This is a genomic window from Streptomyces sp. C1-1, assembly GCF_050214755.1.
GTDB lineage: Bacteria > Actinomycetota > Actinomycetes > Streptomycetales > Streptomycetaceae > Streptomyces.
In genome coordinates, this window is the sequence record NZ_CP189826.1 from 4,588,262 (window position 1) to 4,615,252 (window position 26,991).

Consider the following 26,991-nt stretch of genomic DNA (forward strand, 5'->3'; position numbering starts at 1 on the left):
GTCTATCCATTCCCACGAGGAGAACGGCACCCCTTCCTATGGCCTCGGTCACGTCCCTCAGCGACTCCGTCCAGCAGCAGCTCGCGTCCGCCCTCTCGGCCACCCTGCCGGAGGCCGCCGGCGCGGACCCGCTGCTGCGACGCAGTGACCGGGCCGACTTCCAGGCCAACGGCATCCTGGCGCTCGCCAAGAAGGCGAAGGCGAACCCGCGGGAGCTGGCGACGCAGGTGGTCGAGCGGATCACCACCGGCGACGAGCTGATCAAGGACGTCGAGGTGTCCGGCCCCGGCTTCCTGAACCTCACGATCGCCGACCGGGCGATCACCGGGAACCTCGCCGCCCGGTACGCGGACGGCGACCGGCTCGGTGTGCCGCTGAAGGAGAACGCGGGCATCACGGTCATCGACTACGCCCAGCCGAACGTGGCGAAGGAGATGCACGTCGGTCACCTGCGCTCCGCGGTCATCGGTGACGCGCTGCGGGGCATGCTCGACTTCACCGGCGAGCAGACGATCGGCCGGCACCACATCGGCGACTGGGGCACCCAGTTCGGCATGCTCATCCAGTACCTGTTCGAGAACCCCGGCGAGCTGGCCCCGGCGGCCGACGTCGACGGCGAGCAGGCGATGAGCAACCTCAACCGGGTGTACAAGGCCTCGCGTGCCGTCTTCGACGCGGACGAGGAGTTCAAGGAGCGGGCGCGCAAGCGTGTCGTCGCCCTGCAGTCCGGCGACAAGGAGACGCTCGAGCTGTGGCAGCAGTTCGTGGACGAGTCGAAGGTCTACTTCTACTCCGTCTTCGAGAAGCTGGACATGGAGATCCGCGACGAGGAGATCGTCGGCGAGTCCGCGTACAACGACGGCATGCCGGAGACCGCCCGCCTCCTGGAGGAGATGGGTGTCGCGGTGCGCTCCGAGGGCGCGCTCGTCGTGTTCTTCGAGGACATCCGGGGCAAGGACGACCAGCCGGTGCCGCTGATCGTGCAGAAGGCGGACGGCGGCTTCGGCTACGCGGCCTCCGACCTGACGGCGATCCGCAACCGGGTCACCGACCTGCACGCCACCTCGCTCCTGTACGTCGTGGACGTGCGGCAGTCGCTGCACTTCAAGATGGTCTTCGAGGCGGCCCGGCGGGCCGGCTGGCTGACCGACGACGTCACCGCGCACAACATGGGCTACGGCACGGTGCTCGGCGCGGACGGCAAGCCGTTCAAGACGCGTGAGGGCGAGACCGTACGGCTGGAGGACCTGCTGGACGAGGCGGTGCAGCGGGCCGCCGAGGTCGTCCGGGAGAAGGCGCAGGACCTCACCGAGGACGAGATCCAGGAGCGGGCCGCGCAGGTCGGCATCGGCGCGGTGAAGTACGCGGACCTGTCCACGTCCCCCAACCGGGACTACAAGTTCGACCTGGACCAGATGGTCTCGCTGAACGGCGACACGTCCGTCTACCTCCAGTACGCGTACGCCCGTATCCAGTCGATCCTGCGCAAGGCGGGCGAGACGAAGCCGGCCGCGCACCCGGAGCTGGAACTGACGGCGGCGGAGCGGGCGTTGGGCCTGCACCTGGACGCGTTCGGCGACACGGTCTTCGAGGCGGCGGCGGAGTACGCCCCGCACAAGCTGGCGGCGTACCTGTACCAGCTGGCGTCCCTCTACACGTCGTTCTACGACAAGTGCCCGGTCCTCAAGGCCGACACCCCGGCGCAGGTCGAGAACCGTCTGTTCCTGTGCGACATGACGGCCCGCACCCTGCACCAGGGCATGGCCCTGCTGGGCATCAGGACGCCCGAGCGCCTCTGACGGCAGGAGCGGGCATCGGGTTAGCACAGGAACTCGCACCACACCGCCTTGCCCAACTCCCGCTCCCGCACGCCCCACTTGTCGCTCAGTGCCGCGACCAGCAGGAGTCCGCGGCCGCCCTCGGCTCCGGTGTCCCCGTCGTCCACGACGCGGGGCACACCGGGGCCGCTGTCGTGCACCTCGACGCCCAGCACCCGCCCGTCGTAGCGCAGGAGCAGCCGCGAGTGGCGGCCGGGCGGGACGCCGTGCAGCAGGGCGTTGGTCACCAGTTCGCTCACGCAGAGCAGTACGTCGTCGGCGCGGTCCGTCCCGGCGAGACCCCAGCCGGCGAGGGTCTCGGCCGTGAACCGCCGCGCGGCCTGCACGGATCGACGCTCGCGGCGCAGGAACCGCTCGCGCAGGCAGGGGAGTTGAGTCCTGTCGTTCACAGGACGAGAGTCGCGGAGAGTGACTAGCGTTGATCACTCGGTGAACCCGTACAGATTTTTTGTACGGGCTCGCACCGGGTGACGTACGCGTGTCGAGGGGGATGGAGACCTGCATGAGCGCCAGGAGGCCGCCGCGGCCGAAGAACCTCACGTCCATGAAGATGCTGGGCAAGCAGCTCGGCGCCGCGCGTCGCGCCGCGGGTCTCACCCAGAGCGCCCTCGCCGAACTCGTCAGGGTCGACGAGGAGACGATCGCGTCGATCGAGCAGGGCAGACGGGCCCTGAAGCCGGACCTGGCCACGGTGCTGGACGACGTCCTCCAGACCAAGGGGACCCTGCCGGCGGGCGTGGCCAACCTGCCGGAGATCGACCAGTTCCCGATGTGGGCGGAGCTGTACATGGAGCATGAGCGGGAGGCGATCGCGCTGTCCTGGTACGACAACGCGGTCGTCCCCGGCCTGCTGCAGACCGAGGCCCACGTCCGCGCCGTCCTGCGCAACCGCGTCCCCGCGTATGACGAGGACGAGATCGAGACGAGCACGGCCGCCCGTCTCAAGCGTCAGGAGATCCTGCACCGCAGGAACCCGCCGACGCTGAGCTTCATCGTCTGGGAGCCGGTGCTGCACATGCGCATCGGTGAGCCGGAAGTGCGGCGGGAACAGCTGCGGCATCTACGCTCTGTCGCCGAACTGCCCTGCGTGGCTCTGCAGTTCCTGCCACTGAGCAGTCCGTCTCACGCGGGGATGAATGGCCCTTTCACCCTGCTCGAAACGCCGGACCACCAGCACCTCGCGTACACCGAATCGCAGCGCGGCAGCCAGTGGGTTTCTGACGCGGATGAGGTCTCCAGGCTGGCGCGCAAGTATGCGATGCTGCGGACACAGGCCCTGACCACACAGGACTCCGGGGACCTGCTCGACCGCCTGCTAGGAGAGCAATGAGCGCCGAAGCACTTCAGTGGTTCAAGTCGTCCTACAGCGGCGACGAAGGCGGCCAGTGCCTCGAAGTCGCCCCCACCCCCCACACCATCCACGTCCGCGACTCCAAGAACCCCGCGGACACGGGCCCCGTCCTCCACGTCACCCCGGCCGCCTGGGCCGCCTTCACCGCGAGCAGGTGACGAGCGCCAGCGTCGCGTACGGCATCGTGACCGTGCCGCCACGGGCGTCGATGGCGGTGCCCACCGCGTCGAGGATCTCGGCCAGTTGGTCGGGACGGAGGCGGGTGAACGCGCCCTGGGTGGGCAGGACGTCCAGCCAGGCGTCACGGGTGTAGGTGAACTCCCAGTCGTACCGCCACTGTTCGGGCTCACCGAACCCACCGTCCGCCGCCCGGATGGCGTCGGCGGCCCGGCTGAGGAAGACCTGGTAGCCGTCGATCATGGACCGGGTGAGGATCGCCCGGAAGTCGAACGGGGAGTCCGGCATGACGCGTTCGGCGGCGTCGGCGACGGCTTCCGCGAGGTCGGGCGGGGTCTCGGCGACGTTCCAGAACGGGACCAGCAGGCCGCCCGGCCGCAGCACCCGCGCCGCCTTGCCCGCGCCCGCGGCGAGGTCGACCCAGTGCCAGGCGGTCGCGGCGGCGACGACGTCGAAGCGCCGCTCACCGGGCTCCCAGTCCTCGAACGTCGCCACCTCCGTGTCCGTGCCGAGCCGTCGCGCCAACTCGGCCATCCGCGGGTCGGGTTCGACACCGAGGACCGTGCACCCGGCCGCCTGGAACTGCCGGGCGGCGATGCCGGTTCCGCAGCCGACGTCGAGGAGGTCGGGGCCGGGGGCGGTGGCGGCGATGCGGGCGATCAGGGCCTCGGGGTAGCGGGGGCGGGCCCGGTCGTAGCGCTCGGCGTCCGTGCCGAAGGACTCGGCGATGTCGCGGCTGCGGTGGGGCTCGGGCGTGCCCTCGGGAACAGCTAAAGTGGGCATGCGCCCACTATGTGTGGGCGGTCGCCCACTCGTCAATGGGCACCCGCCCACTCGTCATCGGGCGCCCGCCCGCCCGCTTCGTACGAGAGGACCGCATGCCGACCGGAGTGGCCATCCGCGACCCCCGCCAGCAGCTCTTCGACGCCGCCGAGCGCATCCTGCTGCGGGACGGCCCCGGAGGGCTGACCAGCAGGGCGGTGACCGCGGAGGCGGGGTGCGCCAAGGGGGTGCTGCACCGGCACTTCGCGGACTTCGACGCGTTCCTGGCGGAGCTGGTGCTCGGGCGTATCGGACGGCTGGACGCGGTGGCCGAGGGGCTGCGGGCCGCCGCCGGGACCGGCTCCGTCACCGACCACCTCACCGGGGCCCTGGCCGAGGTGTTCGACGCGGTCGGGGTGGCCGTCGTGAGCCTGGTCATCGCCCGTGACGAGCTGCGTGCCCGGCTGAGGGCGGCCGGTTGCGCGGCCGGCATCCCGCTGCTGACGGAGGCGGCCGCGATGCTCGCCGCCTACCTCGCCGCCGAAAGCGACCTGGGCCGTCTCGCGCCCGGCGCCGACCCGGCCGTGCTCGCCCCCACACTGCTCGGCGCGGCGCATTTGCTGTACGCGGACCGGGAGAGCCCCGCGCCGGACGCCTCGGCCGTCCGCGCGGTGGTGACGACCGTGATGGCCGCCGCGCTGCGCTGACGGTTCAGTAGGCGGTCGGTGCGGCCGTTGTCAGTGCCGGCCCCTACAGTCTCCGGCATGGCGACACTCCCCAACCCGCTCCCCCGGCTCGACGCCCTCGGCCTCGAACTCCCGCCCGGCCGGCTGGTCGACGAGACCGACGCGGGGCCCTGGCACGAACCCCTGCTGTGGCTCGCGGACGAGCAGGCGGCGCCCGGCGGCTGGGACGCGGTGCGGCACACGGCGCCGGCGGCCGGTCTGCTGCCCGTGCTCGTGGAGGCCGGTGGTGACCTCGGGGGGCCGCGGGACTGGGAGTTGGCGCCCGGCGAGGTCTCCTACCCCGGGGACCACGATCCGCAGGACGTGCTGGCGGAGCTCTGGGAGGAGTGCGCGGCGGACGGCGAGGAGTGGCCGGGCCTGGCACCCGCCGCGGACGTCACCGCCCCCGACGCCGCCGCCTCCGCGCTCGCGGACGCCGTGGCCGCGGGCGGCACCGGCTCGTTCAAGGAACCCCGTCTCGCCCTCGTCCCGGCCCGCCGCAGCGCGGACATCCCCGCGGCGATCGGCTGGACGGGCCCGGCGAACCACGACGATGACGTGGCCCGGCTGTGCGCGGTGCTCCGCTCCTGGGAGGACCGCTACGGCGCACGGGTCGTCGCCCTAGGCTTCGCCCATCTGCTGGTCTCCGTCGCCGCGCCGCCCACCACGCTCGCCGAGGCGGAGGCCCTGGCCGCCGAGCACTTCGCGTTCTGCCCGGACAACGTCCTCCAGGGCCCCGGCACCCTCACCGCATACGCCGAACAGCAGCTCCTCGGCCGGCCGTCCTGGCACTTCTGGTGGGACTGACCGGCCGGCTCACCCGAGCAGCGCCGTCCCGTCGGGCACGACGATCCCGAACTCCTCCTCCAGCAGCCGCCGGGCCTCGTCCTCGTCCGTCAACTCCCGCTCGCGCACGGCACCGTCGGCCCGCGTCTCGGTCAGCACCCGGCCGTGCAGCAGGAGATGCCGCTCCGCGCTCACGCTCTGCACGTACAGCCGCTGCGTGAACGGCGAGCGCGGGTTGGTGCCGATGTGCCAGTTGACGACCTCGAAGTCGGCGTGCTCGAACGGCTCCAGGGTGAACGCGTACTGTGCCTGCCAGGGCCCGTCTGACGCGACGCCGCCCTTTGCCTCGCCGTACGCCTGGAGCACCCACAGCTCCAGCGGCCCCGGATGCTCCACGGTCACCAGCCGGTGCCGTCGCCCGGCGCCCTCGAACTCCGTTCCGGCGACCAGCGGCACCGGCTCCAGCAGCGCCCCGATCGCCCCGAACCCCACGTCGGCCAGATACGGCCCCGGCCGACCCGGCACCTCCACCAGCAGCGCCATATGCGTACGCGGCCGGCTCCCTACCCGGTCCGCGCCCACGACCACCCGCGCCGCCAGCCGGGTCACCCCGAACCCCAGCGCCTCCAGCGCGGCGGCGAACAGGGTGTTGTGCTCATAGCAGTAACCCCCACGCGGGCCGGCCACCAGCTTGGCCGTCAGATCGCCGAGTTCCAGCGAGGGCGCCCTCCGCCGCAGGGCATCGAGATTCTCGAACGGAATCCCCCGCAGATGCGCGAGATGCACCCCGCGCAAGGTCCCCGGATCGGCCCGCGACTCCCCCTCCCACCCGATCCTCCGAAGGTAGCCATCAAGATCGAACTTCCCCGAACACACCATGCCCCGACCCTACGAACAGCCGCCCGGCGAGGCGAAGGAACCCGTCAGACCGCCCGCAGCCCCTCCCCCAGCCTCCTCAGGCCCTCGCCGATCTCCCGCGGGGTCTGGGTCACGAAGCACAGGCGGAGGGTCGTGGGGTCGGGGGTGCCGGCGTAGAAGGGGGCTCCGGGCACGTAGGCGACGTCGTGGCGGACCACCTGGGGCAGCAGGGCCGTCGTGTCGTACGGCTCCGGGAGCCGGGCCCACAGGAACATGCCGCCCTCGGGGCGGGACCACGTCGAGCCGACCGGCAGCGCGTCCGCCAGGCCCGCCAGCATCGCGTCCCGCCGCTCGCGGTAGACCCCGGCGACCCGGGCGACATGCGCGTCCAGATCCCGCTCGGCCAGATACCTGGCCGCGGCGAGCTGGTTGACGGTCGGAGTGTGCAGGTCGGCCGCCTGCTTGGCGACCGCGCAGGCCCGGCGCAGCCCCGCGGGCGCCCGCAGCCAGCCCAGGCGCAGGCCGGGCGCCATGACCTTGGAGAAGGAGCCGAGCAGCACGACCCGCTCGGCGGCCCCCTCGTAGGAGGCGATCCACGGTGCCCGCTCACCCTCGAAGCGGAGTTCGCCGTACGGGTCGTCCTCGACGATCCACAACCCGCACCGCTCCGCCACCTCGGCGATCGCGGCCCGGCGGCCGGCGGGCATGGTGCGACCGGTCGGATTCTGGAAGGTGGGGACGGTGTAGAGCAGCTTCGGGCGTTCGCGCAGGACCAGTTCCTCCAGCGCCACGGGGTCCACGCCCTGCTCGTCGCCGGGCACCGGCACGATCCGGGCACCGGCGAGCCCGAAGGCCTGAAGTGCCGCGAGATAGCAGGGGCTTTCCACCAGGACCGTGTCGCCGGGCTCCAGCAGGGCGGCCGCGAGCAGCGACAGTGCCTGCTGGGACCCCGTGGTGACGAGGACGTCGTCGGCGTCCGTGGGCAGCCCGCGTGCCGACATACGGCCGGCCAGCGCCGCCCGCAGCAGCGGTTCGCCCTCGGTCGTGGAGTACTGCAGCGCCCGCCCGGCGTCATCGGCCAGCACCGCCCGGAACGCCTCCGCGATCCCCTCCGCGTCGAACAGCTCCGGCGCCGGCAGTCCGCCCGCGAAGTTGATCACCTCGGGGCGGGCGGTGACGGCGAGGATGTCCCGTACCGGCGAACCGCCGACCGTCCGGGCCCGCGCGGCGAGCGGCGGAAGCGGGACGGAGACGGGTGGGACGACGGTCATGATGCGGCTCCCTCTGCCAAGTTTCGTGACCGCAGCTTAGGAAGAAAGATGCCCTCTACACCCGGTGTTCCGCGATCCGGACGCCCTTGCCCGCCCCGGGGCTCGCCGACTCAGGCCTTGCGGCCGCTCGCCCCGTACACGTTGATGTCGTCGTCCGTCACGTCGTTGATGTCGCGGTAGCGGATCTTCTCGATGTCGTCGAGGGAGTCGAAGTACGCCGCCTCCACGGCCGGCGGGGCGGGCGCCGGGCCCGGGTGCCAGCGGTGGACGGGGACGACGCCCGGCTCGTCCAGGGTGACCCCCGAGGCCTCGTCGAAGAACCGCTCGACCTCGGTCCGGGAGCGGAACACGAAGGTGAACCCGCGCTCGGTGTAGGTCCGCTGGACCGCCCGGGCCGGCTCGGGGTGCATCTCGTCGGTGAGGTGACTGAGCACCAGGTGGCTGCCGGCCGGCAACGCCTCCATCAGCTCACGCACCAGCGGGTAGGCCTCCGCGTCCTCGACGAAGTGCAGGATCGCCACCAGCAGCAGCGCGACCGGCTCACCGAAGTCGATTGTCTTGGCGGCCTGTTCGAGGATCTCGTCCGGCCGGCGCAGGTCCGCGTCGACGTAGTCGGTACGGCCCTCGGGGCTGCTGGTGAGCAGCGCGCGGGCGTGCGCCAGGACCACCGGGTCGTTGTCGACGTACACGATCCGGGACTCGGGGGCGATGTCCTGGGCGATCTGGTGGACGTTCTCCGCGGTGGGCAGCCCGGTGCCGATGTCGAGGAACTGCCGGATGCCCTGCTCGCCCGCCAGCCGGGTCACCGCCCGGCGCATGAAGTCGCGGTTGTGCCGTACGTCGAGGTAGCCGCGCGGGTTGGCGGCGAGCGCCGCGGCGGCCGCGGCGCGGTCGACCGGGTAGTTGTCCTTGCCGCCGAGGAAGACGTCGTAGACGCGGGCGGGATGCGCCTTGGTGGTGTCGATACGTCCTCTGAGCAGCGCGGGGTCCTGACTCAACGCGTCACCGGGCACGGGCGTCTCCCTGAAGAGTAGGGGCGGTCGTCAACAAGCTAACTCCCGAGCGGAGTTGATGGTGCCCGACCGCACGACTCACGGCAACGGGTCGCGGGACGAGCCGGGGAAGGGCCCGGAAGCCGTCCCACGACACCCCCGCGGGACACCGCGTCCCCGCAGGTCAGAGGTGGTCCCACGGGATCGCCGTCCCGAATCCCGCGCGAGGTGTGGCGCCGCATGGAGATCACCGCTCAGGCTGGACACCGCCGGCCCCGGCACCCCCAGCACCCCCACGGAAAGGCCCGCACCGCCATGTCCGCCCGAGCCTCCCGCATCCGCCGTCTGCTCGCCGCCGCCGTCCTCGCGCTCGTCGCGCTCGGAGCGACGGGATGCAAGGACGGCACAGGAGTGCGCGACGAGGGCCCGGCGACCAGTCACGCGCAGCAACTGCGGCATCCGGTCCCCGGGCACGCGAAGAGGCCGCCCGGTCGGGAACACCGACCGGACGGCCTCGAGGCGCGGTGATCAGCCCGCATACGCGACGGGCGCTTCCTTCGGGTTCGGGCCGTACTGGTTCGGGCCCGGCTGGCTGTCGAGGCAGGTGAAGACCAGCAGCACGATGCCGCCGACGGCCGGGACGAGGCCGATCAGCAGCCACCAGCCGGAGCGGCCCGTGTCGTGCAGACGACGGACGCCGACGGCGAGGCTGGGCAGCAGGATGCCGAGGTAGAAGATGCCGAGGAGGGCGAAGAGGGCCGGGGTCTTCGACGCGGCGGCGATGCCGGCCAGAACCACGTAGATGATGCCGACGAACAGCGCGTACATCCAGTATTCCTTGCGGCGCGAGCGCCCGCTGAACACGGCGTACTTCTTCAGTGCCTCGATGAACCAGCTCACTTGTGTCCCCCAGGGATCGACGTTCGGACCATCCGGAACGGATCAGGTCAGGCGCAGAAGGTAGGGACACTGACGAGAACTCGTCAATTCGGTACGCGGACGCACCGGTTGAGCACTTTTCGGACAGATGCACTGCGGATCGGTTCCAGAATCCCCGCAGACCGGGGGAAAACGCGGGAAGGGGGACGCCAGTTCACGAATCCGAGTTGCTACCGTTGCCGAACCGAATGCGTTCCGATGCCGGTCGGTGGCCGATTCGAGGCCTGACGTATCCCCTTCCGTAGCCCGGATCAGTGCAACCTTTGCGCCACTTCGGTCGCCCAGTACGTGAGGATGTTCTGCGCGCCGGCCCGCTTGATGCCGGTGAGGGCCTCCAGGATGGCCCGGTCCCGGTCGATCCAGCCCTTCTCGGCGGCGGCCTCGATCATCGAGTACTCACCGGAGATCTGGTACGCGGCCACCGGCACGTCCACCGAGTCGGCGACCCGCGCCAGGATGTCCAGGTAGGGCCCGGCGGGCTTGACCATCACCATGTCGGCGCCCTCCTCCAGGTCCAGCGCCAGCTCCCGCAGCGACTCCCGCGCGTTGGCGGGGTCCTGCTGATACGTCTTCCGGTCCCCCCGCAGCGAGGAGCCCACGGCCTCACGGAACGGCCCGTAGAACGCGGAGGCGTACTTGGCGGTGTAGGCGAGGATCGCCACGTCCTCCCGCCCGATCTGGTCGAGCGCGTCCCGGACGACCCCGATCTGCCCGTCCATCATCCCGCTGGGGCCCACGACATGGGCGCCGGCGTCCGCCTGCACCTGGGCCATCTCGGCGTACCGCTCGAGCGTCGCGTCGTTGTCCACGCGGCCCTGCTCGTCGAGCACCCCGCAGTGACCGTGATCCGTCGTCTCGTCGAGGCACAGGTCGGACATGACGAGCAGGTCGTCACCGACCTCGGCCCGCACGTCCCGGATGGCGACCTGCAGAATTCCGTCGGGGTCGGTGCCCGGAGTACCGAGGGCGTCCTTCTTCGACCCCTCCGGCACCCCGAAGAGCATGATCCCCGAGATCCCGGCCTCCACGGCCTCGGCGGCCGCCTTCTTCAGACTGTCCCGGGTGTGCTGCACGACCCCGGGCATCGCCGCGATCGGCACGGGCTCGCTCACGCCCTCGCGCACGAACGCCGGGAGGATGAAGTCCGCCGGGTGCAGCCGCGTCTCGGCGACCATACGGCGCATGGCGGGGGTGGTGCGCAGCCGCCGCGGACGCGTACCGGGAAAGGATCCGTACTTCGTCATACCTCTACGCTACGCCCGGCCCAGGGGCCCCTTTGCCGACGGAACGTCGGCGGCATTTGAGCCCGTCCGGCGTTCGAGGACGAGGCCCGAAGGGCCGAAGCGGGGGTCTGGGGGCGCAGCCCCCAGGACCGCACCCCCACCGACCTCACGTGGTCGTCCGACGCCGCCGCGCCCCCGGCCGCCGCTCACTCGGCCGCGTCACCGCGTCACCGCTCTCCACCGCCGCGGCCCGCCGCCGCAGCCCGAAGTCGGCCAACGCCTCCGCCAGCTTGTGCACGGACGGCTCGGGAGCCATCACGTCCACCCGCAGCCCGTGCTCCTCGGCGGTCTTCGCCGTGGCGGGCCCGATGCACGCGATGACGGTCACGTTGTGCGGCTTCCCGGCGATCCCCACCAGGTTCCGCACGGTCGACGACGAGGTGAACAGAACGGCGTCGAAGCCACCGCCCTTGATCGCCTCCCGCGTCTCCGCCGGCGGCGGCGAGGCCCGCACGGTCCGATAGGCCGTGACGTCGTCGACCTCCCAGCCCAGCTCGATGAGCCCGGCGACGAGGGTCTCCGTGGCGATGTCCGCCCGTGGCAGGAACACCCGGTCGATCGGGTCGAAGACGGGGTCGTACGGCGGCCAGTCCTCCAGGAGCCCCGCGGCGGACTGCTCCCCCGACGGCACCAGGTCCGGCTTCACGCCGAAGGCGACCAGCGCCCTGGCGGTCTGTTCGCCCACCGCGGCGACCTTGATCCCCGCGAAGGCGCGCGCGTCGAGCCCGTACTCCTCGAACTTCTCCCGCACGGCCTTGACCGCGTTGACCGACGTGAAGGCGATCCACTCGTACCGCCCGGTGACGAGCCCCTTCACGGCCCGCTCCATCTGCTGGGGCGTGCGCGGCGGCTCCACGGCGATCGTCGGGACCTCGTGCGGCACGGCCCCGTAGGACCGCAGCTGGTCGGAGAGCGACGCCGCCTGCTCCTTCGTACGCGGCACGAGGACCTTCCAGCCGAACAGCGGCTTGTTCTCGAACCACGACAGCTGGTCGCGCTGGGCGGCGGCGGAACGCTCGCCGACCACGACTATCACCGGCCGGCCGCCGTCCGGCGAGGGCAGCACCTTCGCCTGCTTCAGCGTCTGCGCGATGGTGCCCAGGGTCGCCGTCCAGGTCCGCTGCCGCGTGGTCGTACCGGCCACCGTCACGGTCATCGGGGTGTCGGGCTTGCGTCCGGCGGACACCAGTTCGCCGGCGGCCGCGCCCACGGAGTCCAGCGTCGTCGAGACGACCACCGTCCCGTCGGAGGCACCGACCTCGCTCCAGCACCGGTCGGAGGCGGTACGGGCGTCCACGAACCGCACGTCCGCGCCCTCGGCGTCGCGCAGCGGGACACCGGCGTACGCGGGCACGCCCACGGCCGCTGCGACACCCGGCACGACCTCGAAGGGCACACCGGCGCGGGCGCAGGCGAGCATCTCCTCGGCGGCGTAAGCGTCCAGGCCAGGGTCCCCGGACACCGCACGGACGACCCGCCTGCCGCCCCGCGCGGCCTCCATGACAAGATGTGCGGCATCCCGTACCGCGGGGGCCCCAGCGGTTGTTGACGCACCGTCAACAACCGCCAGCTGAGGTGTGCCCGTGCCCGGAACGAGGTCCGACGAAGGACCCCCGTCCGTGTGCACCTCGGTGACGCCGTGTCGGGCGTGCTGGCGCACCACGTCGAGCACGTCGCCCTCGGCGACGAGGACGTCCGCGGTCGCGAGCGCCTCCACGGCGCGCAGAGTCAGCAGTCCCGGATCCCCGGGTCCGGCGCCCAGGAAGGTGACGTGCCCGTGATCGAGGCCGGCGGGAAGGGTGGTGGGGCTCACTGTGCTCGCTCCCCCATCAGACCGGCCGCGCCCTGGGCAAGCATCTCGGCAGCGAGTTCGCGACCGAGCGCCATTGCCTGGTCGTACGTCTCGGGCACGGGACCGGTGGTGGACAGCTGCACCGTGCGCGAGCCGTCGGTCGTGCCGACTATCCCGCGCAGGCGCATTTCGTTGACAATCTGCCCGTCGGCCAGAAGGTCGGCCAGCGCGCCCACCGGGGCGCTGCAGCCGGCCTCCAGGGCGGCGAGCAGTGACCGCTCGGCGGTCACGGCGGCCCGGGTGAACGGGTCGTCGAGCGCGCCGAGCGCGGCGATCAGGTCCGCGTTGTCCGCGGCGCACTCGATCGCCAGTGCCCCCTGGCCGGGGGCGGGCAGAACCGTGTCGACCGACAGGAAGTCGGTCACCTCGTCGATGCGGCCGATGCGGTTGAGGCCGGCGGCGGCCAGCACCACGGCGTCCAGTTCACCGTCCCGCACGTATCCGATGCGGGTGTCGACGTTCCCCCGTATCGGCACCGTCCGTATGTCGAGCCCGTGGCTGCGCGCGTACGAGTTCAGCTGGGCCATCCGCCGCGGCGAGCCGGTCCCGATCCGCGCCCCGCGGGGCAGGTCGGTGAACTTCAGCGCGTCCCGGGCGACGATGACGTCCCTGGGGTCCTCGCGCTCCGGTACGGCGGCGAGCGCCAGCCCCTCGGGCTGCGCGGTGGGCAGGTCCTTGAGCGAATGAACCGCGAAGTCGACCTCACCCCTGAGCAGCGCGTCCCGCAGCGCGGTGACGAAGACTCCCGTGCCGCCGATCTGCGCGAGGTGCTCGCGCGAGGTGTCGCCGTAGGTGGTGATCTCGACGAGCTCGACGGGCCGGCCGGTCACCTGGCTCACGGCGTCCGCGACTTGCCCGGACTGGGCCATGGCGAGTCTGCTCCGCCTGGTCCCGAGCCTCAGTGCCTTGCTACTCATGCTGGCCCTCGGTTCTTGCTGTTCTCAGAGTCGTTGTCGGCCCGGGAGACGGCGGCCACCGTCTCCTGGTCGAGGTCGAACAGGGTGCGCAGGGCATCCGCGTACCCCGCGCCGCCCGGTTCGGCGGCGAGTTGCTTGACGCGCACGGTCGGCGCGTGGAGCAGTTTGTCCACGACGCGCTTGACGGTCTGCGTGATCTCGGCGCGGTGCTTGTCGTCGAGGCCGGGCAGCCGCCCCTCCAGCCGTGCGATCTCACCGGCCACCACGTCGGCGGCCATGGTCCGCAGGGCCACGACGGTGGGCGTGATGTGCGCGGCCCTGAGCGCCGCCCCGAAGGCGGCGACCTCGTCGGCCACGATCCGTCGCACCTGGTCGACGTCGGCGGCCATCGGCGCGTCCGCGGAGGCCTCGGCGAGGGACTCGATGTCGACCAGCCGCACCCCGGTCAGGCGGTGCACGGCCGCGTCGACGTCCCGCGGCATGGCGAGGTCGAGCACGAAGAGCACGGGCGCGGGCCGTGGGGCCTCGGCGACGGGCTCGGGCTTACGGCGCTCGGGGATGCGGCCGACGGTGACGGCGAGGGCCGCGAGCGCGGCGATGGCCTCGGCCTCCTCGGCGGGGTCGAGCACGGTGGCCGGCCCGGTCGCCTGCGGCCCCGGCGCGTTGTCCACCCACGCCGCGTGCTGCTCCAGTTCGGCCGCGGGCATCCCGGCGACGGCAGCCTCACCGAGCATGGAGAAACCGGGGGCGGCCTGCACGGCGGGGAGGTCGAGCGGACAGTTCTCGTCGGCGGCCACACCCGCCGACCCACGGGAGTTCGTGCCGCCCGGGGCGGCTGCCGACCCGCGGAGGGGCGGCACCTCACCGGCGCCGAGTCGCGCGTCCGACCCCCGGCCGGCGGCAACCTCCGGCGCGCCGTCACCGACACGGCCCCGCACCGCCGTCGCCACGGTCTCAGCGGTCAGAACCAGCCCCGTGGCCCCCGTGCAGGAGACGACGACATCGGTACGTGTCAGCTCGCCCGGCACCGCGTTCATCGGTACCGCCCGGGCCAGCACGTCCGTATCGTCGCCGTCGGCGAGTATCTGCGCGAGCCGCTCCGCCCGCTCCCCGGTCCGGTTGGCGACCACGACCTCCGCCACACCGGCCCGCGCGAGCGTCGCGGCGGCCAGCGAGGACATCGAACCGGCGCCGATGACCAGCGCCCGCTTGCCCCGCGCCCAGTCCTGGACGTCCGCGCCGAAGGCCAGCTGCTGCAGCCCGAAGGTGACCAGCGACTGCCCGGCCCGGTCGATCCCGGTCTCGGAGTGGGCCCGCTTGCCGACCCGCAGCGCCTGCTGGAAGAGGTCGTTCAGCAGCCGCCCGGCGGTGTGCAGGTCCTGCGCCTTGCCCAGCGAGTCCTTTATCTGCCCGAGGATCTGCCCCTCGCCGACGACCATGGAGTCGAGCCCGCAGGCCACGGAGAACAGGTGGTGAACCGCCCGGTCCTCGTAGTGGACGTACAGATAGGGCGTGAGCTCCTCCAGCCCCACCCCGCTGTGCTGGGCGAGAAGCGTGGACAGCTCGGCGACACCGGCGTGGAACTTGTCGACGTCGGCGTACAGCTCGATGCGGTTGCAGGTGGCCAGCACCGCGGCCTCGGTGGCCGGTTCGGCGGCGACCGTGTCCTGCAACAGCTTGACCTGGGCGTCCGGGTGCAGCGCCGCCCGCTCCAGGACGCTGACCGGCGCACTGCGGTGGCTCAGCCCGACGACGAGGAGACTCATGCCGGCATCACGGCGGGGACGTCCCCGTCTGGCCCCTGGTCGGCGGACTGCTTGCGGGCGGCGGCGGCCGGGTGCGCGCCGTCACCGGCAGCGCCCTCCTCGCCGGCCTTGCGCTGCTCGTGGAAGGCGAGGATCTGCAGCTCGATCGACAGATCCACCTTGCGTACGTCGACCCCGTCCGGGACGGACAGCACGGTCGGCGCGAAGTTCAGGATGGAGGTGACGCCGGCCGCGACGAGCCGGTCGCAGACCTGCTGGGCGGCGCCGGCGGGGGTGGCGATCACGCCGATGCTCACGCCGTTGTCCTCGATGATCTTCTCGAGGTCGTCGGTGTGCTGCACGGGGATGCCCGCGACCGGCTTGCCCGCCATGGCCGGGTCGGCGTCGATGAGCGCGGCCACCCGGAAGCCACGGGAGGCGAACCCGCCGTAGTTGGCGAGCGCGGCGCCGAGGTTACCGATACCGACGATGACGACCGGCCAGTCCTGGGTGAGCCCCAGCTCGCGCGAGATCTGGTAGACGAGGTACTCGACGTCGTAGCCGACGCCCCTGGTGCCGTACGACCCCAGGTAGGAGAAGTCCTTGCGCAGCTTGGCGGAGTTGACCCCCGCGGCGGCCGCGAGCTCCTCGGAGGAGACCGTGGGTACCGAGCGCTCCGACAGTGCGGTCAGCGCTCGGAGGTACAGCGGAAGCCTGGCGACGGTGGCCTCGGGAATCCCTCGGCTACGGGTCGCCGGTCGGTGAGTTCGGCCAGTTGCCACGGTGCTCCTGCGGGTAGAGCGGGGCTGCAGGCGGTCACACGTTCCTGGACCGCCCCGTCGAATGCAGGCTATGTCTTTGTGAACGCGTGCACAAAGATGGTGTCCGATTTGCCCGGCCAACGTGACCGGGGTCACGCGCCCCCGGCGCACCGGCGCGGAACCGGCGCACGCACACACCCGTTCCTCTTTTCTTGGGGGCAAGACCGCACACGCTCCTCTTCGAATCCCCGCCCCCGAGACCAGACGCCTTCGATCCTAAGCGAGCGCCTTGCGCAGCCGCGTCTCGTCGACGCGCCAGAAGGTGTGCTGGGCGCCGTCGATCAGGACGACCGGAATCTGCTCCCAGTACTGGTCATGGAGTTGTGGATCGAGCGCGATGTCCTTCTCCTCCCACGTCACACCGAGCTCGCTGCACACCTTCTCCACCACAACTTGTGCGTCATCACACAGATGACAACCCTCCTTCCGGACCAGGGTGACCACTCGCTCCTGCGGGTCCGGCGCCTTCCGCCGAAAAATGGGACTCATACGAGCCATTGTGGCGGCGCCGGATCGCTTGTTTAACGGCCAGGCCGCCCAGAGTTCACAACCTCCAAACCTCTCGACTCCGAAGTCACCGAACAAACTGGCTATGCTCACGGGCATGGCCGCTCTAGGATGGCTCACTCCCCGTAGGCGCTCCTCCACGGCGCGGAGCGTGTTGGCAGGCGAGGCCTCGGCCGAGGCCGCCCGCAAGTCGTCGCAGGACTCGGAGACCCCCGACCTCGCCGTCGAGGAACCGGAGTTCCCGGTGCTGGGGGACGACAAGGCAGCCGCCTTCTTCGACCTGGACAACACCGTCATGCAGGGTGCCGCCCTCTTCCACTTCGGCCGCGGGCTCTACAAGCGCAAGTTCTTCGAGACCCGCGACCTCGCCAAGTTCGCCTGGCAGCAGGCATGGTTCAGGCTGGCCGGCGTCGAGGACCCGGAACACATGCAGGAGGCCCGCGACTCGGCACTGTCGATCGTCAAGGGCCACCGCGTCGCCGAACTGAAGTCCATCGGCGAGGAGATCTACGACGAGTACATGGCCGAGCGCATCTGGCCGGGCACCCGCGCCCTCGCGCAGGCCCACCTGGACGCGGGTCAGAAGGTCTGGCTGGTCACGGCCGCCCCGGTGGAGATCGCGCAGGTGATCGCCCGCCGTCTGGGCCTGACCGGCGCCCTCGGCACGGTCGCCGAATCGGTCGACGGCGTCTACACGGGCAAGCTGGTCGGCGAACCCCTGCACGGCCCGGCGAAGGCGGAGGCGGTCCGCGCGCTGGCGGGGGCGGAGGGCCTGGACCTCTCGCGCTGCGCGGCGTACAGCGACAGCCACAACGACATCCCGATGCTGTCCCTGGTCGGCCACCCGTACGCCATCAACCCCGACACCAAGCTCCGCAAGCACGCCCGCAGTCTGGACTGGCGTCTGCGGGACTACCGCACGGGCCGCAAGGCCGCGAAGGTGGGCATCCCGGCGGCGGCGGGCGTGGGCGCGGTGGCCGGCGGCACCGCCGCGGCGATCGCCATCACCCGACGGCGCCGCTGAGTTCACCCGCACCACTGTCGAAAAGAGGGGCGTCGCGTGTGCGACGCCCCTCTTTCGTTTTGCGGACCGTCCGCACAAACAAGCCAATCCGCAGGTCATCCCCCCACAGGCCGCTGTCCAGTCGCATTGGCTGCACACGGCCACAACACGCCCCGTTCCCAGCCGTAAGCCGAACCTTTTCGATCAACAAACGGTCACTCTCTGGTACTTGATCGTGCGCCAATCGGTTACGGAAGCGACGTAATCGATGATTTGAGCAACTCGGTGTAGCAGCGCCTGTACGAAGCGTTATTCTCCTCAGACGCAATCCGGTACCCCTCCGTCGCTACGACGGGTGAACGGTCCCGTACTGCACGTGATGGAAGCTCTGCCTCTGGGAGTCCCGTGTACCCACACGTCGGGGTTGACGCCTCGGGCCTGGCTACGCTGCGCGCAACGGTCCACAACCTGTTGCGCGACTTCGTCCCCACCGCGTACGCCGTCCCCGCCCTCGCGGGCGCCGCGACCGCGCCGGTCGGCCCGTGCTACGCACTGGCCGACGGCGGCGCGGCGGTCGGCAGACGAGGCCGCACGGCCGCCGCCGGCACCACCGCCCGCCGCCCCGCCGCGGACAGCGACAGCGCCCGGATGATGGACCTGGTCGAGCGCGCCCAGGCCGGCGAGGCCGACGCCTTCGGGCGCCTGTACGACCAGTACAGCGACACCGTCTACCGGTACATCTATTACCGCGTGGGCGGGAAGGCCACCGCCGAGGACCTCACCAGCGAGACGTTCCTGCGCGCCCTGCGCCGCATCGGCACGTTCACCTGGCAGGGCCGCGACTTCGGCGCCTGGCTGGTCACGATCGCCCGCAACCTGGTCGCCGACCACTTCAAGTCGAGCCGCTTCCGGCTGGAGGTGACCACCGGCGAGATGCTCGACGCCAACGAGGTCGAGCGCTCCCCGGAGGACTCCGTCCTGGAGTCCCTCTCCAACGCCGCCCTGCTCGAGGCCGTCCGCCGGCTCAACCCGCAGCAGCAGGAGTGCGTGACCCTGCGCTTCCTGCAGGGCCTCTCGGTCGCCGAGACGGCCCGCGTGATGGGCAAGAACGAGGGCGCGATCAAGACCCTGCAATACCGGGCCGTGCGGACCCTCGCCCGGCTCCTGCCGGACGACGCCCGCTGACCCCCGACACGTTCCGCGACGCCCAACTCACGTTCAGTGAAAGTCCGTTGACTTCCCGATCCGATCATCCGTCGTCCGTAACCCAAGTGCCGCGCCGCTCGTTGTGCGGGATGCAGGCTCCCTGTGGTCACTCCCTGGCCGACTCCGATCACTCGATCGTGTGGTCGCCGTCGGGGCGTGCAACCCTCAGGACCCCCTGGGGAGTCGACCGTCATGACGAGAGGAGGTGCCGCCAGTGATCGCGAACGTATCGGCGCACCGGCGGGCGAACGCCTTCGCCCAGGCCCTGGACGAGCAGCCCGACCGGGACACGGCGGCTCAGCAGTCCGATCCACCCCCACCGGCGGCGGCACGGACGGAGCAGGCCGAGCTGCTGGCCCTGGTGGTCGACCTCGGCGAGCTGCCCAAGCCGGAGCTGGACCCCGAGGTCAAGGTCGTCCAGCGGGCTCAGCTGGTGGCCGCCTTCGAGGCCATGCTGCAGGGCGCTGGTGGCGAGGCGGCGGATCCTTCGGTACCCGAGCAGCGCTCGCATCGCTCCCGGGGCACCCACCGCGCGAGCGGGCTGGGCAAGCTGCGCCCCCGGTCCAGGCTGACCAAGGGGCTCGCCGCGGGCGGGCTCGGCGTCGGCGTCGCCGCGGGAGCCTTCGGCGGAGTCGCCGCGGCCAGCTCGGACGCCCTGCCCGGAGACTCGCTCTACGGCCTCAAGCGCGGCATCGAGGACTTCAAGCTCAATTACCTCACCGAGGGCGCGGACCAGCAGGGCCAGGCCTATCTCGACCTCGCCTCGACCCGGCTGAACGAGGCACGCCGGCTGATGGACCGCGGCCGCGGCGGCCACCTCGACCACGAGTCGGTCGGCGAGATCCGTCGCGCCCTGTCCGGCATGCAGCACGACGCCTCCGAAGGCCACCGACTGCTGCACGAGGCGTACGAGAGCGACCCGCATTCCCTCGGCCCCATCCAGGCCCTCTCCGCCTTCTCCCGATCGCACCGCGAGGTCTGGGGCGCACTGCGCGACAAGCTCCCGGTTCAGCTCGGCGACGTCAGCGACGAGGTGTCCTCGGTCTTCGACGCCATAGACGAGGAGGTCGCCCCGCTGCAGTCCCTGCTCCCGCAGCCACCCGCTCGGGGCGGCGACGGCAGGCGAGGCGGTTCGAGCACGGCGTCCACGGGCCCCGGCCACGGCTCGCACTCGCCGGGCACCGGGAAGGGCTCCACGGACAGCGGCCGCTCCAGCAGCCCCAGCGGCTCGGCCACCACCGGCAGCGACGGCCTGATCGGCGGCAACACCGGCGGTCTGCTCGACCCGCCCAAGTCCAGCGGCACCGCCTCCCCGTCGGCGAGCGGTTCCCCCAGCGCCAACCCGGACGTGACCATCCCGCCCCTGCTCCCGGGCCTCCTGCCCGGCCTGGGCATCGAGGGCGACAACCAGAACTCCTAGGCGGTACGACGGTGGGGGCGCCCTTCCCTGGAAGGGCGCCCCCACCGTCGTACCGGAGCACTCAGAAGAACACCGACCGGCGCTGCACGAGCAGCTTGTAGAGCGTGTGCTGGATCTGCTCCCTGACCTGTTGGTGGGCAGGGGGATCGCACCCAGCGGGCCCAGCCACGGGAAGGTCGGCGTCAGCGGGACGTACGGGAACCCCAGGAGGCGAGCCAGCGACCCATCCACATGGCCGCACTCGCACCGCTCCGCGGGCTTCGCACGGCTGCGCCGGACTCCGTCCGTCGAGGCTCCAGACCGCGACCTCGCCTCAGAAGAACACCGACCGGCGCTGCACGAGCAGCTTGTAGAGCGTGTGCTGGATCTGTTCCCTGACCTGGTCGGTCAGGTTGAACATCAGCATCGGGTCCTCCGCCGCCTCCGGCGGGTAGCCATCGGTCGGAATCGGCTCGCCGAACTGGATCGTCCACTTGGTGGGCAGGGGAATCATGCCCAGCGGGCCCAGCCACGGGAAGGTCGGCGTCAGCGGGACGTACGGGAACCCCAGGAGGCGAGCCAGCGTCTTCGCGTTGCCGATCATCGGGTAGATCTCCTCAGCGCCCACGATCGAGCACGGGATGATCGGGGCGCCCTTGCGCAGGGCCGTCGAGACGAACCCGCCGCGCCCGAAGCGCTGGAGCTTGTAGCGCTCGGAGAAGGGCTTGCCGATGCCCTTGAAGCCCTCCGGCATCACACCGACCAACTCGCCCTGGCCGAGGAGGCGTTCGGCGTCCTCCGCGCAGGCCAGGGTGTGACCGAGCTTGCGGGCCAGCTCGTTGACGACCGGCAGCATGAAGACCAGGTCGGCGGCGAGCAGCCGCAGGTGCCGGTCGGCGGGATGGTTGTCGTGGACGGCGACCTGCAGCATCAGGCCGTCCATCGGCAGGGTGCCCGAGTGGTTGGCGACGATCAGCGCGCCGCCGTCCTTCGGGATGTTCTCGACGCCCTTCACCTCGACCCGGAAGTACTTCTCGTACACCGGCCGCAGCAGGGACATCAGGACCTGGTCGGTCAGCTCCTCGTCGTACCCGAAGTCGTCGACCTCGTAGTCGCCGGTGAGCCGGCGGCGCAGGAAGTCGAGCCCGTGCGCGATGCGCCGCTCCAGGCCGCCCTCGTCCCGTGGCCTCTCGGGCTGCTGTTCCTCACGCGTCACGGGAACATCATCCTGCGTCGGGGCCCTGCCGGGCAGGGGCTGGACCTCTCCGACCTGCGCGGGTTCCGCGGTCTTGCGCCGGCTCCCCGCGCCCCGGCGGCGCGGCGGCCGCTGTACGGCGCTCCCGCGGGAGCGGTCGTCGTCGAACGGAATGACCTTGGCATCCGCCATCGTTGATGCGCTCCTCAGTTGGCGCTTTGCGTCGGGGGGTGGCCACCGCCCGGGACGGGCAGTGCGGCGATCCGGTCGACGACCCCCGCGAGGGCCTCCGGCGGCAGGAGTCCGGGTCCGTGGCTGCGGGCGAAGTCGGCGAAGGTCTCCGCCGTGGTGTACTTCGGCCGGAAGCCGAGTGTCTCGCGCATCTGGTCCGTCGCCACGACCCGGCCGTGTGTCAGCAGCCGGATCTGCTCGGGCGAGAAGTCGGTCACTCCCAGGGTACGCACCAGCGAGCCGGCCCAGGTGACGGCCGGCAGCAGCAGGGGCACGGTGGGCTTGCCGAGCCGCCGCGAGCACTGCGACAGCAGCAGGACGCCGTCGCCGGCGATGTTGAAGGTGCCGCTGTTGAGCGTGCCCCGCTCCGGTTCGTGCGCGGCGATCCGCAGCACCTCCATCACGTCGTCCTCGTGCACGAACTGCAGCCGGGGGTCGTAGCCGAACACGGTCGGCAGCACCGGCAGCGCGAAGTAGGAGGCGAGCGGGGTGTCGGCGGCCGGGCCGAGGATGTTGGCGAAGCGCAGCACGCAGACGGCCACGTCGGGCCGCCGGCGGGCGAAGCCCCGGACGTATCCCTCGACCTCGACCGTGTCCTTCGCGAAGCCGCCGGAGGGCAGCGACTTGGGCGGGGTCGTCTCGGTGAAGACGGCCGGGTCGCGGGGCGCTGAGCCGTACACGTTCGTACTGGACTTCACCACCAGGCGTTTGACCGTCGGCGACTTCTGGCAGGCACCGAGCAGCTGCATGGTGCCGATGACGTTGGTCTCCTTGACCGTGGCCCTGCTGCCGCTGCCCAGCGCCATGGCCGTCACATCCAGGTGTACGACCGTGTCGGTGCCCGTCTCGGCGAGCACGCGCGCGATGGTGGGCTGCCGGATGTCGGCCTGGATGAAGTCTGCGCCCCCGAGATGGTGCTCGGGGGGAACCGCGTCCACGGCGACGACCCGGTCCACCCGCGGGTCACGCTGGATCCGTCGGACGAACCGACCCCCCAGCCTGCGGGCCACTCCGGTCACGAGCACGACCTTGCCCAAGATCAGCGCCTTCCTTCCAGCACATCCGGTAGTCGTAGCCTGCCGCGTTCCCCGTGTGTGGCCAACTTAGCGGGTCGATGTTGCGCTGTGATGACCGCCCAATGCATGAAGTAACCACATCCACAGACGTACCGATCGGACCAGGCCATGTGAACGTCCGCGAATCGAGAACGCATGTGGCCCCCCACCGGATGCGGTGGGGGGCCACATGACCACGCTAATGACGCCGCGTCGCCTTACTTCTTGTTGCGACGCTGAACGCGCGTGCGCTTGAGCAGCTTGCGGTGCTTCTTCTTGGCCATCCGCTTGCGCCGCTTCTTGATAACAGAGCCCACGACTACCCTCGCTCACTTCTCATCACTCGGTGTTTGGGCGCCATGGGCCCACACGACCTACGAGGGGCTAGCCTACCCGTCCGAGCGCTGAGGTCGTAATCGAGGTGTCAACGAGGGGTCCGGGGAGCTCCCTGAGTGCCCTGAGGATCTCCGTCGGACCCGTCGTCGTCAGGCGGTTTCCACCCCCACGTAGCTCTCGCGGAGGTACTCGTGAACCGCGTTCTCGGGGACGCGGAAGGACCGCCCCACCCTGATCGCGGGCAGATGACCACTGTGCACCAAGCGGTACACGGTCATCTTCGACACTCGCATCACCGAGGCGACCTCCGCCACGGTAAGGAACTGAACCTCGCTCAGAGGCCTCTGTTCAGCAGCCATGACACACCTGAACCTTCCGCACTCGACGGCCACCGGCTTCCCCTTCCGGTGACTCTTCGTCGCTGCGTGCTCACTCCCCAATGTAGGGGCGGGTGATGCGAGTGGGGAAGAGGTGCACCCATCGGCGGCCTACTGTGACAGACACGCTCGATTGAGTACGTAGCGGGTAAGCGGCCGGTAGTAATCAGACCGCACAGCGTCATCAAGTGGAACGACGACGGACACGACCCCCTCAGCCTCCCCCACAAAGAGCGCGGGGTCATCCGTATCTGCCAGACCAATGGCCTCAAACCCCAGCTGACCTGCCCCGCAGACCCAGCCGTGATCCCCGATGACGAGCTCGGGCAGCGGTCCGCCGGCCTCGGCGGCCGCGGCCAGGGCGAGGCGAACCGGCATCGGTGAATGCGTGTGCGCGCCGGTCGCACAACCGGGGCGGGGCGTCCCGGGTTCCCGGACGAACGCGACTCGCCGTACGTACTCAAGGTTGTACGTGCGTAGACCGAACCGGGTCGTTATGTCGACACAGCGACCATGCGCCGGTGTGAGGACGGTACATCCCGCCGCCGACAGCGCGTCCGCCAAGGCGGCGTAGAAGCCGAGCAGTCGGTGCGGGTGTCCGGTGCCGAGGAGCACAGGGGCGCTGCGCTGGGCCGCAGCCGCCAGACGTTCGGCGAACGCATCCAGAGCGGTCAATGTCAGTTCAGGATCGATCACGTCGTTGCCTGAGACATGATGCGGATCGGCCGAAACACCGCACTTTCGCGCCATCAATTCAATCAAATCACGCTGTTTCCATGTCCATTTGGGATCGATTCCGATCAGCACCCGGGGGTCGCGAGCCGCGAAGAGCCGGTAGCTCCGCAGGCTCTCCTCGCGCGAGGTGGCCACCGGCCCGGCGAGGCGGGCAGCCAGCAGATGAGCGCGCAGGGCTCCGGTGCTCAACACGCTTGCGATGGTGGCGGACCGGCCCGGCCACGGCCACCCGAACAGGGAAACAGCGCACAGTTGGCGTAACGGCCCTCGCGGCCCTACGCCAGCAGGCCCCGCAGCGGGAACACCGCCCGCCGGGTCGCCAGCACCGCCTGGTCGAGCCGGTCCGCGGGGTCGTATCCCGCCTCCCACTCGGCGAAGGACACCGGCCACCGCCCGTCCGTCATCCGCCCCGGCGCCAACTGCCGCGTCCGCGCGAAGACCTCCTGCCGCCAGCTCTCGGGGATCACCGTCTCCGGCGCGATCTCACGTCCCGCCGCGATCCCCACCAGATGCGTCCAGGACCGCGGCACGACCTCGACCACCGCGTATCCGCCACCGCCCAGCGCGACCCACTTCCCGTCGGCGTGGCGGTGCGCCAGGTCGTGACAGGCGACCTGCACCGCCCGCTGCGCGTCCAGCGACACGGCGAGGTGCGCCAGCGGGTCCTCGAAGTGCGTGTCGGCCCCGTGCTGCGTCACCAGCACCTGCGGCCGGAAGTCCGCGAGCAGTTCCGGCACCACGGCGTGGAACGCCCGCAGCCACCCCGCGTCCCCTGTCCCGGCGGGCAGCGCCACGTTCACGGCCGACCCCTCCGCCGAGTCGGCCCCCGTCTCCTCCGGCCACCCGGTCTGCGGGAACAGCGTCCGCGGATGCTCGTGCAACGAGATCGTCAGGACCCTCGGGTCCTCCCAGAACGCCGCCTGCACGCCGTCCCCGTGATGCACGTCCACATCGACGTACGCGACCCGCTCGGCCCCCAGCTCCAGCAGCCGCGCGATCGCGAGCGAGGCGTCGTTGTAGATGCAGAACCCGGAGGCGCCGCCCGGCATCGCGTGGTGCAGCCCGCCCGTGAAGTTCACGGCGTGCAGCGCCTCCCCGCGCCACACCGCCTCGGCCGCCCCCACGGACTGCCCGGCGATCGTCGCGGACACCTCGTGCATACCGGCGAAGGCGGGATCGTCCATGGTCCCGATCCCGTACCCCCCGTCCGCCGCGCCGGGGTCCACCGAGGCCGCCTTCACGGCGTCGATGTAGTCCTCCCGGTGGACGAGCCGCAGCGTCGACTCCCCGGCGGGCTTCGCCGCCACCACCTCGACGTCCTTGTCCAGCCCGAAGGCATCGACGAGATGCTTGGTCAGGGCGAGCCGGACCGGATCCATCGGATGGTCCGGACCGAAGTCATAGCCCGTTACTGCCTCATCCCACATCAGCTGTGCGCGGCCGCTCATGCTCGCCACCGTATCGGTCCGGCCGAGGTGCGAACGAGCGGGCGTACACGAGGGTCACCAGCACCAACACCATCGGTACGAGCATCGCCCAGCGGTAGCTCCACGTGTCGCCCAGCGCCCCCACCAGCGGCGAGCCGATCAGGAACCCCACGTAGTTGAAGACGTTGAGCCGCGCCACGGCCGCGTCGGACGCCCCCGGGAACAGCCGCCCGGCCGCCGCGAACGTCTGCGGCACCAGCACACACAGTCCCAGCCCCAGCAGCGTGAACCCGAGCATCCCGACCCACGCCCCCGGCGCCACGGCCACCACGGCGAACCCCGCGGCCGCCACCACCGCCCCCAGCCGCACGACCGCGACGGCCCCGAACCGCCGTACCCCCGCGTCCCCCAGCGTCCGGCCCAGCAGCGTGGTCACCATGTAGACGTTGTACGGCACGGTCGACAGCTGCTCCGAGCTCCCGAGCACGTCCTTCAGGTACTTCGCGCTCCAGTTGGAGACGGTCGAGTCCCCGATGTACGCGAAGGTCATCACCAGGCACAGCGGCAGCAGCAGCTTGAAGACGACGGACTGCGTCTCACCGCCCGACGCGTCCTCCGCGTCGGAGGCGGTGCCCGCGTCGACGTACCACCGGCTGCCGACCAGGACGGCGGGCAGCAGCACCGCGACGACCGGCAGATACGACACCCACAGCGCGAGATGCCAGTGCGCGCCCACCCAGGCCAGCGAGGCCCCCACGATCCCGCCGAGGCTGAACGCGGCGTGGAAGCTGAGCATGATGCTGCGCCCGTACGACCGCTGCAGGCTCACCCCGAGCATGTTCATCGAGGCGTCCAGCCCGCCCACGGCCAGCCCGAAGGCGGCCAGCGCGATCCCCAGCTCGGCCAGCCGGTCTCCCGACCCGACGCCGATCAGCGCCAGCATCACCACCGGCTGCAGACACCTCAGCAGCACACTGGGCCGTATCCGCTTCACCAGCTGCTCGGTCGTCACGCTGCCGACGCCGGCCAGGATGGGCACGGCCGCCAGGAAAGCGGGCAGCAGGGCGTCGGAGACGCCGTACCGGTCCTGGATGGCCGGGATACGGGTCACCAGAAGGGCGAAGGTGGCGCCCTGGACGAAGAAACTGAACGCCAAAGAGGCCCTGCCGCGCCGCAGCACATCTGTCATGGCGGCGAGCGTAG

The 26,991-nt window shown here is 71.1% G+C and carries 28 protein-coding genes and 1 pseudogene; 9 read left to right on the forward strand and 20 right to left on the reverse strand.

Features of this window, described 5'->3' with window-relative positions:
- The first annotated feature begins 38 nt into the window (after positions 1 to 38).
- Positions 39 to 1,799 (forward strand): arginine--tRNA ligase, encoded by a 1,761-nt coding sequence (gene argS, locus ACQF4J_RS20950; RefSeq protein ID WP_351582642.1) that lies wholly within the window; start codon positions 39 to 41, stop codon positions 1,797 to 1,799.
- Between the two features lie 20 nt (positions 1,800 to 1,819).
- On the opposite strand, the gene ACQF4J_RS20955 is transcribed toward argS, so the two are convergent.
- Positions 1,820 to 2,227: an ATP-binding protein gene (locus tag ACQF4J_RS20955; protein WP_351582644.1), complete on the reverse strand. Its 408-nt coding sequence runs from the start codon at positions 2,225 to 2,227 to the stop codon at positions 1,820 to 1,822.
- Positions 2,228 to 2,340: 113 nt separating this feature from the next.
- On the opposite strand from ACQF4J_RS20955, the gene ACQF4J_RS20960 reads away from it, so the two are divergent.
- Positions 2,341 to 3,168 (forward strand): helix-turn-helix domain-containing protein, encoded by an 828-nt coding sequence (locus tag ACQF4J_RS20960; protein ID WP_427166470.1) that lies wholly within the window; start codon positions 2,341 to 2,343, stop codon positions 3,166 to 3,168.
- A complete protein-coding gene (locus tag ACQF4J_RS20965) occupies positions 3,165 to 3,347 on the forward strand; it encodes a DUF397 domain-containing protein (protein WP_427166471.1) in 183 nt (60 codons plus the stop codon). Before ACQF4J_RS20960 ends, ACQF4J_RS20965 begins: the two co-directional genes overlap by 4 nt.
- Here ACQF4J_RS20965 and ACQF4J_RS20970 read toward each other — a convergent pair.
- Positions 3,331 to 4,149 (reverse strand): class I SAM-dependent methyltransferase, encoded by an 819-nt coding sequence (locus ACQF4J_RS20970; RefSeq protein ID WP_427166473.1) that lies wholly within the window; start codon positions 4,147 to 4,149, stop codon positions 3,331 to 3,333. The genes ACQF4J_RS20965 and ACQF4J_RS20970 overlap by 17 nt on opposite strands.
- A 95-nt stretch (positions 4,150 to 4,244) precedes the next feature.
- Here ACQF4J_RS20970 and ACQF4J_RS20975 point away from each other — a divergent pair, with 95 nt between their 5' ends.
- Entirely contained in the window at positions 4,245 to 4,835 is a 591-nt protein-coding gene (locus ACQF4J_RS20975; RefSeq protein WP_427166475.1) for a TetR/AcrR family transcriptional regulator, read from the forward strand.
- Positions 4,836 to 4,892: 57 nt separating this feature from the next.
- Positions 4,893 to 5,660 (forward strand): DUF4253 domain-containing protein, encoded by a 768-nt coding sequence (locus tag ACQF4J_RS20980; protein WP_351582657.1) that lies wholly within the window; start codon positions 4,893 to 4,895, stop codon positions 5,658 to 5,660.
- A gap of 9 nt (positions 5,661 to 5,669) precedes the next feature.
- Here ACQF4J_RS20980 and ACQF4J_RS20985 read toward each other — a convergent pair whose 3' ends face one another.
- The 3 genes from ACQF4J_RS20985 to ACQF4J_RS20995 all read right to left on the reverse strand — a co-directional run bounded on the left by ACQF4J_RS20985 (position 5,670) and on the right by ACQF4J_RS20995 (position 8,781).
- Positions 5,670 to 6,518, reverse strand: a complete 849-nt coding sequence (locus tag ACQF4J_RS20985) for an arylamine N-acetyltransferase family protein (protein ID WP_351806210.1) — start codon at positions 6,516 to 6,518, stop codon at positions 5,670 to 5,672.
- Between the two features lie 44 nt (positions 6,519 to 6,562).
- On the reverse strand, positions 6,563 to 7,768 hold the full coding sequence (locus tag ACQF4J_RS20990) for a PLP-dependent aminotransferase family protein (RefSeq protein ID WP_427166477.1): 1,206 nt from the start codon (positions 7,766 to 7,768) through the stop codon (positions 6,563 to 6,565).
- 110 nt (positions 7,769 to 7,878) lie between these two features.
- On the reverse strand, positions 7,879 to 8,781 hold the full coding sequence (locus tag ACQF4J_RS20995) for an SAM-dependent methyltransferase (RefSeq protein ID WP_351582663.1): 903 nt from the start codon (positions 8,779 to 8,781) through the stop codon (positions 7,879 to 7,881).
- A gap of 219 nt (positions 8,782 to 9,000) precedes the next feature.
- Here ACQF4J_RS20995 and ACQF4J_RS21000 point away from each other — a divergent pair, with 219 nt between their 5' ends.
- Positions 9,001 to 9,288, forward strand: coding sequence for a hypothetical protein (locus ACQF4J_RS21000; RefSeq protein ID WP_351582664.1), 288 nt, complete (start codon positions 9,001 to 9,003; stop codon positions 9,286 to 9,288).
- On the opposite strand, the gene ACQF4J_RS21005 is transcribed toward ACQF4J_RS21000, so the two are convergent.
- From ACQF4J_RS21005 to ACQF4J_RS21035, 7 genes are all read right to left on the reverse strand, one after another.
- Positions 9,289 to 9,660, reverse strand: a complete 372-nt coding sequence (locus ACQF4J_RS21005; protein WP_351582666.1) for a DUF805 domain-containing protein — start codon at positions 9,658 to 9,660, stop codon at positions 9,289 to 9,291. It lies immediately after the preceding gene.
- Between the two features lie 290 nt (positions 9,661 to 9,950).
- On the reverse strand, positions 9,951 to 10,943 hold the full coding sequence (hemB, locus tag ACQF4J_RS21010) for a porphobilinogen synthase (protein ID WP_427166479.1): 993 nt from the start codon (positions 10,941 to 10,943) through the stop codon (positions 9,951 to 9,953).
- Between the two features lie 145 nt (positions 10,944 to 11,088).
- The gene (locus tag ACQF4J_RS21015) at positions 11,089 to 12,795 is read right to left on the reverse strand and encodes a bifunctional uroporphyrinogen-III C-methyltransferase/uroporphyrinogen-III synthase (protein ID WP_351582670.1); all 1,707 of its coding nucleotides are present in this window, start codon (positions 12,793 to 12,795) and stop codon (positions 11,089 to 11,091) included.
- On the reverse strand, positions 12,792 to 13,751 hold the full coding sequence (gene hemC / locus ACQF4J_RS21020) for a hydroxymethylbilane synthase (RefSeq protein ID WP_351582675.1): 960 nt from the start codon (positions 13,749 to 13,751) through the stop codon (positions 12,792 to 12,794). The genes ACQF4J_RS21015 and hemC overlap by 4 nt, the downstream gene beginning before the upstream one ends.
- Positions 13,748 to 15,517 carry a glutamyl-tRNA reductase gene (locus tag ACQF4J_RS21025; protein WP_427166481.1) on the reverse strand — a complete coding sequence of 590 codons (1,770 nt, stop codon included), beginning with the start codon at positions 15,515 to 15,517 and terminating at the stop codon, positions 13,748 to 13,750. Before ACQF4J_RS21025 ends, hemC begins: the two co-directional genes overlap by 4 nt.
- On the reverse strand, positions 15,514 to 16,278 hold the full coding sequence (locus ACQF4J_RS21030; RefSeq protein WP_351582678.1) for a redox-sensing transcriptional repressor Rex: 765 nt from the start codon (positions 16,276 to 16,278) through the stop codon (positions 15,514 to 15,516). The genes ACQF4J_RS21025 and ACQF4J_RS21030 overlap by 4 nt, the downstream gene beginning before the upstream one ends.
- Positions 16,279 to 16,533: 255 nt before the next feature.
- The gene (locus tag ACQF4J_RS21035; protein ID WP_351806204.1) at positions 16,534 to 16,806 is read right to left on the reverse strand and encodes a glutaredoxin family protein; all 273 of its coding nucleotides are present in this window, start codon (positions 16,804 to 16,806) and stop codon (positions 16,534 to 16,536) included.
- A gap of 115 nt (positions 16,807 to 16,921) precedes the next feature.
- On the opposite strand from ACQF4J_RS21035, the gene ACQF4J_RS21040 reads away from it, so the two are divergent.
- The 3 genes from ACQF4J_RS21040 to ACQF4J_RS21050 all read left to right on the forward strand — a co-directional run bounded on the left by ACQF4J_RS21040 (position 16,922) and on the right by ACQF4J_RS21050 (position 20,453).
- On the forward strand, positions 16,922 to 17,848 hold the full coding sequence (locus tag ACQF4J_RS21040; RefSeq protein ID WP_427166482.1) for an HAD family hydrolase: 927 nt from the start codon (positions 16,922 to 16,924) through the stop codon (positions 17,846 to 17,848).
- Between the two features lie 384 nt (positions 17,849 to 18,232).
- Positions 18,233 to 19,012, forward strand: coding sequence for an ECF subfamily RNA polymerase sigma factor, BldN family (locus ACQF4J_RS21045; RefSeq protein WP_351582684.1), 780 nt, complete (start codon positions 18,233 to 18,235; stop codon positions 19,010 to 19,012).
- Between the two features lie 235 nt (positions 19,013 to 19,247).
- Positions 19,248 to 20,453: a DUF5667 domain-containing protein gene (locus ACQF4J_RS21050; protein ID WP_351582686.1), complete on the forward strand. Its 1,206-nt coding sequence runs from the start codon at positions 19,248 to 19,250 to the stop codon at positions 20,451 to 20,453.
- 61 nt (positions 20,454 to 20,514) lie between these two features.
- Here ACQF4J_RS21050 and ACQF4J_RS21055 read toward each other — a convergent pair.
- The 8 genes and pseudogenes from ACQF4J_RS21055 to ACQF4J_RS21090 all read right to left on the reverse strand — a co-directional run.
- Positions 20,515 to 20,675 (reverse strand): annotated as a pseudogene (locus ACQF4J_RS21055) (glycerol acyltransferase); the annotation flags it as partial.
- 91 nt (positions 20,676 to 20,766) lie between these two features.
- On the reverse strand, positions 20,767 to 21,819 hold the full coding sequence (locus tag ACQF4J_RS21060; protein ID WP_351806202.1) for a lysophospholipid acyltransferase family protein: 1,053 nt from the start codon (positions 21,817 to 21,819) through the stop codon (positions 20,767 to 20,769).
- Between the two features lie 14 nt (positions 21,820 to 21,833).
- Positions 21,834 to 22,895, reverse strand: a complete 1,062-nt coding sequence (locus ACQF4J_RS21065; protein WP_351582688.1) for an NAD-dependent epimerase/dehydratase family protein — start codon at positions 22,893 to 22,895, stop codon at positions 21,834 to 21,836.
- A gap of 236 nt (positions 22,896 to 23,131) precedes the next feature.
- Complete coding sequence (locus ACQF4J_RS21070; RefSeq protein ID WP_003948845.1) at positions 23,132 to 23,230, reverse strand: 30S ribosomal protein bS22; 99 nt, start codon at positions 23,228 to 23,230, stop codon at positions 23,132 to 23,134.
- 168 nt (positions 23,231 to 23,398) lie between these two features.
- Positions 23,399 to 23,608: a helix-turn-helix domain-containing protein gene (locus tag ACQF4J_RS21075; RefSeq protein ID WP_016437488.1), complete on the reverse strand. Its 210-nt coding sequence runs from the start codon at positions 23,606 to 23,608 to the stop codon at positions 23,399 to 23,401.
- Between the two features lie 129 nt (positions 23,609 to 23,737).
- Entirely contained in the window at positions 23,738 to 24,553 is an 816-nt protein-coding gene (locus ACQF4J_RS21080) for a phosphatase (RefSeq protein ID WP_351582690.1), read from the reverse strand.
- Between the two features lie 83 nt (positions 24,554 to 24,636).
- Complete coding sequence (locus tag ACQF4J_RS21085) at positions 24,637 to 25,809, reverse strand: acetoin utilization protein AcuC (protein WP_351582692.1); 1,173 nt, start codon at positions 25,807 to 25,809, stop codon at positions 24,637 to 24,639.
- Positions 25,778 to 26,977, reverse strand: coding sequence for an MFS transporter (locus tag ACQF4J_RS21090; RefSeq protein WP_351582693.1), 1,200 nt, complete (start codon positions 26,975 to 26,977; stop codon positions 25,778 to 25,780). The genes ACQF4J_RS21085 and ACQF4J_RS21090 overlap by 32 nt, the downstream gene beginning before the upstream one ends.
- Between the last annotated feature and the right edge of the window lie 14 nt (positions 26,978 to 26,991).

Coding starts and splice junctions, on each gene's coding strand:
- argS (WP_351582642.1), top strand. CDS start 39: ATGGCCTCGGTCACGTCCCTCAGCGACTCCGTCCAGCAGCAGCTCGCG.
- ACQF4J_RS20960 (WP_427166470.1), top strand. CDS start 2,341: ATGAGCGCCAGGAGGCCGCCGCGGCCGAAGAACCTCACGTCCATGAAG.
- ACQF4J_RS20965 (WP_427166471.1), top strand. CDS start 3,165: ATGAGCGCCGAAGCACTTCAGTGGTTCAAGTCGTCCTACAGCGGCGAC.
- ACQF4J_RS20970 (WP_427166473.1), bottom strand. CDS start 4,149: ATGCCCACTTTAGCTGTTCCCGAGGGCACGCCCGAGCCCCACCGCAGC.
- ACQF4J_RS20975 (WP_427166475.1), top strand. CDS start 4,245: ATGCCGACCGGAGTGGCCATCCGCGACCCCCGCCAGCAGCTCTTCGAC.
- ACQF4J_RS20980 (WP_351582657.1), top strand. CDS start 4,893: ATGGCGACACTCCCCAACCCGCTCCCCCGGCTCGACGCCCTCGGCCTC.
- ACQF4J_RS20985 (WP_351806210.1), bottom strand. CDS start 6,518: ATGGTGTGTTCGGGGAAGTTCGATCTTGATGGCTACCTTCGGAGGATC.
- ACQF4J_RS20990 (WP_427166477.1), bottom strand. CDS start 7,768: ATGACCGTCGTCCCACCCGTCTCCGTCCCGCTTCCGCCGCTCGCCGCG.
- ACQF4J_RS21000 (WP_351582664.1), top strand. CDS start 9,001: ATGGAGATCACCGCTCAGGCTGGACACCGCCGGCCCCGGCACCCCCAG.
- hemB (WP_427166479.1), bottom strand. CDS start 10,943: ATGACGAAGTACGGATCCTTTCCCGGTACGCGTCCGCGGCGGCTGCGC.
- hemC (WP_351582675.1), bottom strand. CDS start 13,751: ATGAGTAGCAAGGCACTGAGGCTCGGGACCAGGCGGAGCAGACTCGCC.
- ACQF4J_RS21025 (WP_427166481.1), bottom strand. CDS start 15,517: ATGAGTCTCCTCGTCGTCGGGCTGAGCCACCGCAGTGCGCCGGTCAGC.
- ACQF4J_RS21035 (WP_351806204.1), bottom strand. CDS start 16,806: ATGAGTCCCATTTTTCGGCGGAAGGCGCCGGACCCGCAGGAGCGAGTG.
- ACQF4J_RS21040 (WP_427166482.1), top strand. CDS start 16,922: ATGGCCGCTCTAGGATGGCTCACTCCCCGTAGGCGCTCCTCCACGGCG.
- ACQF4J_RS21060 (WP_351806202.1), bottom strand. CDS start 21,819: ATGGCGGATGCCAAGGTCATTCCGTTCGACGACGACCGCTCCCGCGGG.
- ACQF4J_RS21075 (WP_016437488.1), bottom strand. CDS start 23,608: ATGGCTGCTGAACAGAGGCCTCTGAGCGAGGTTCAGTTCCTTACCGTG.
- ACQF4J_RS21085 (WP_351582692.1), bottom strand. CDS start 25,809: ATGAGCGGCCGCGCACAGCTGATGTGGGATGAGGCAGTAACGGGCTAT.
- ACQF4J_RS21090 (WP_351582693.1), bottom strand. CDS start 26,977: ATGACAGATGTGCTGCGGCGCGGCAGGGCCTCTTTGGCGTTCAGTTTC.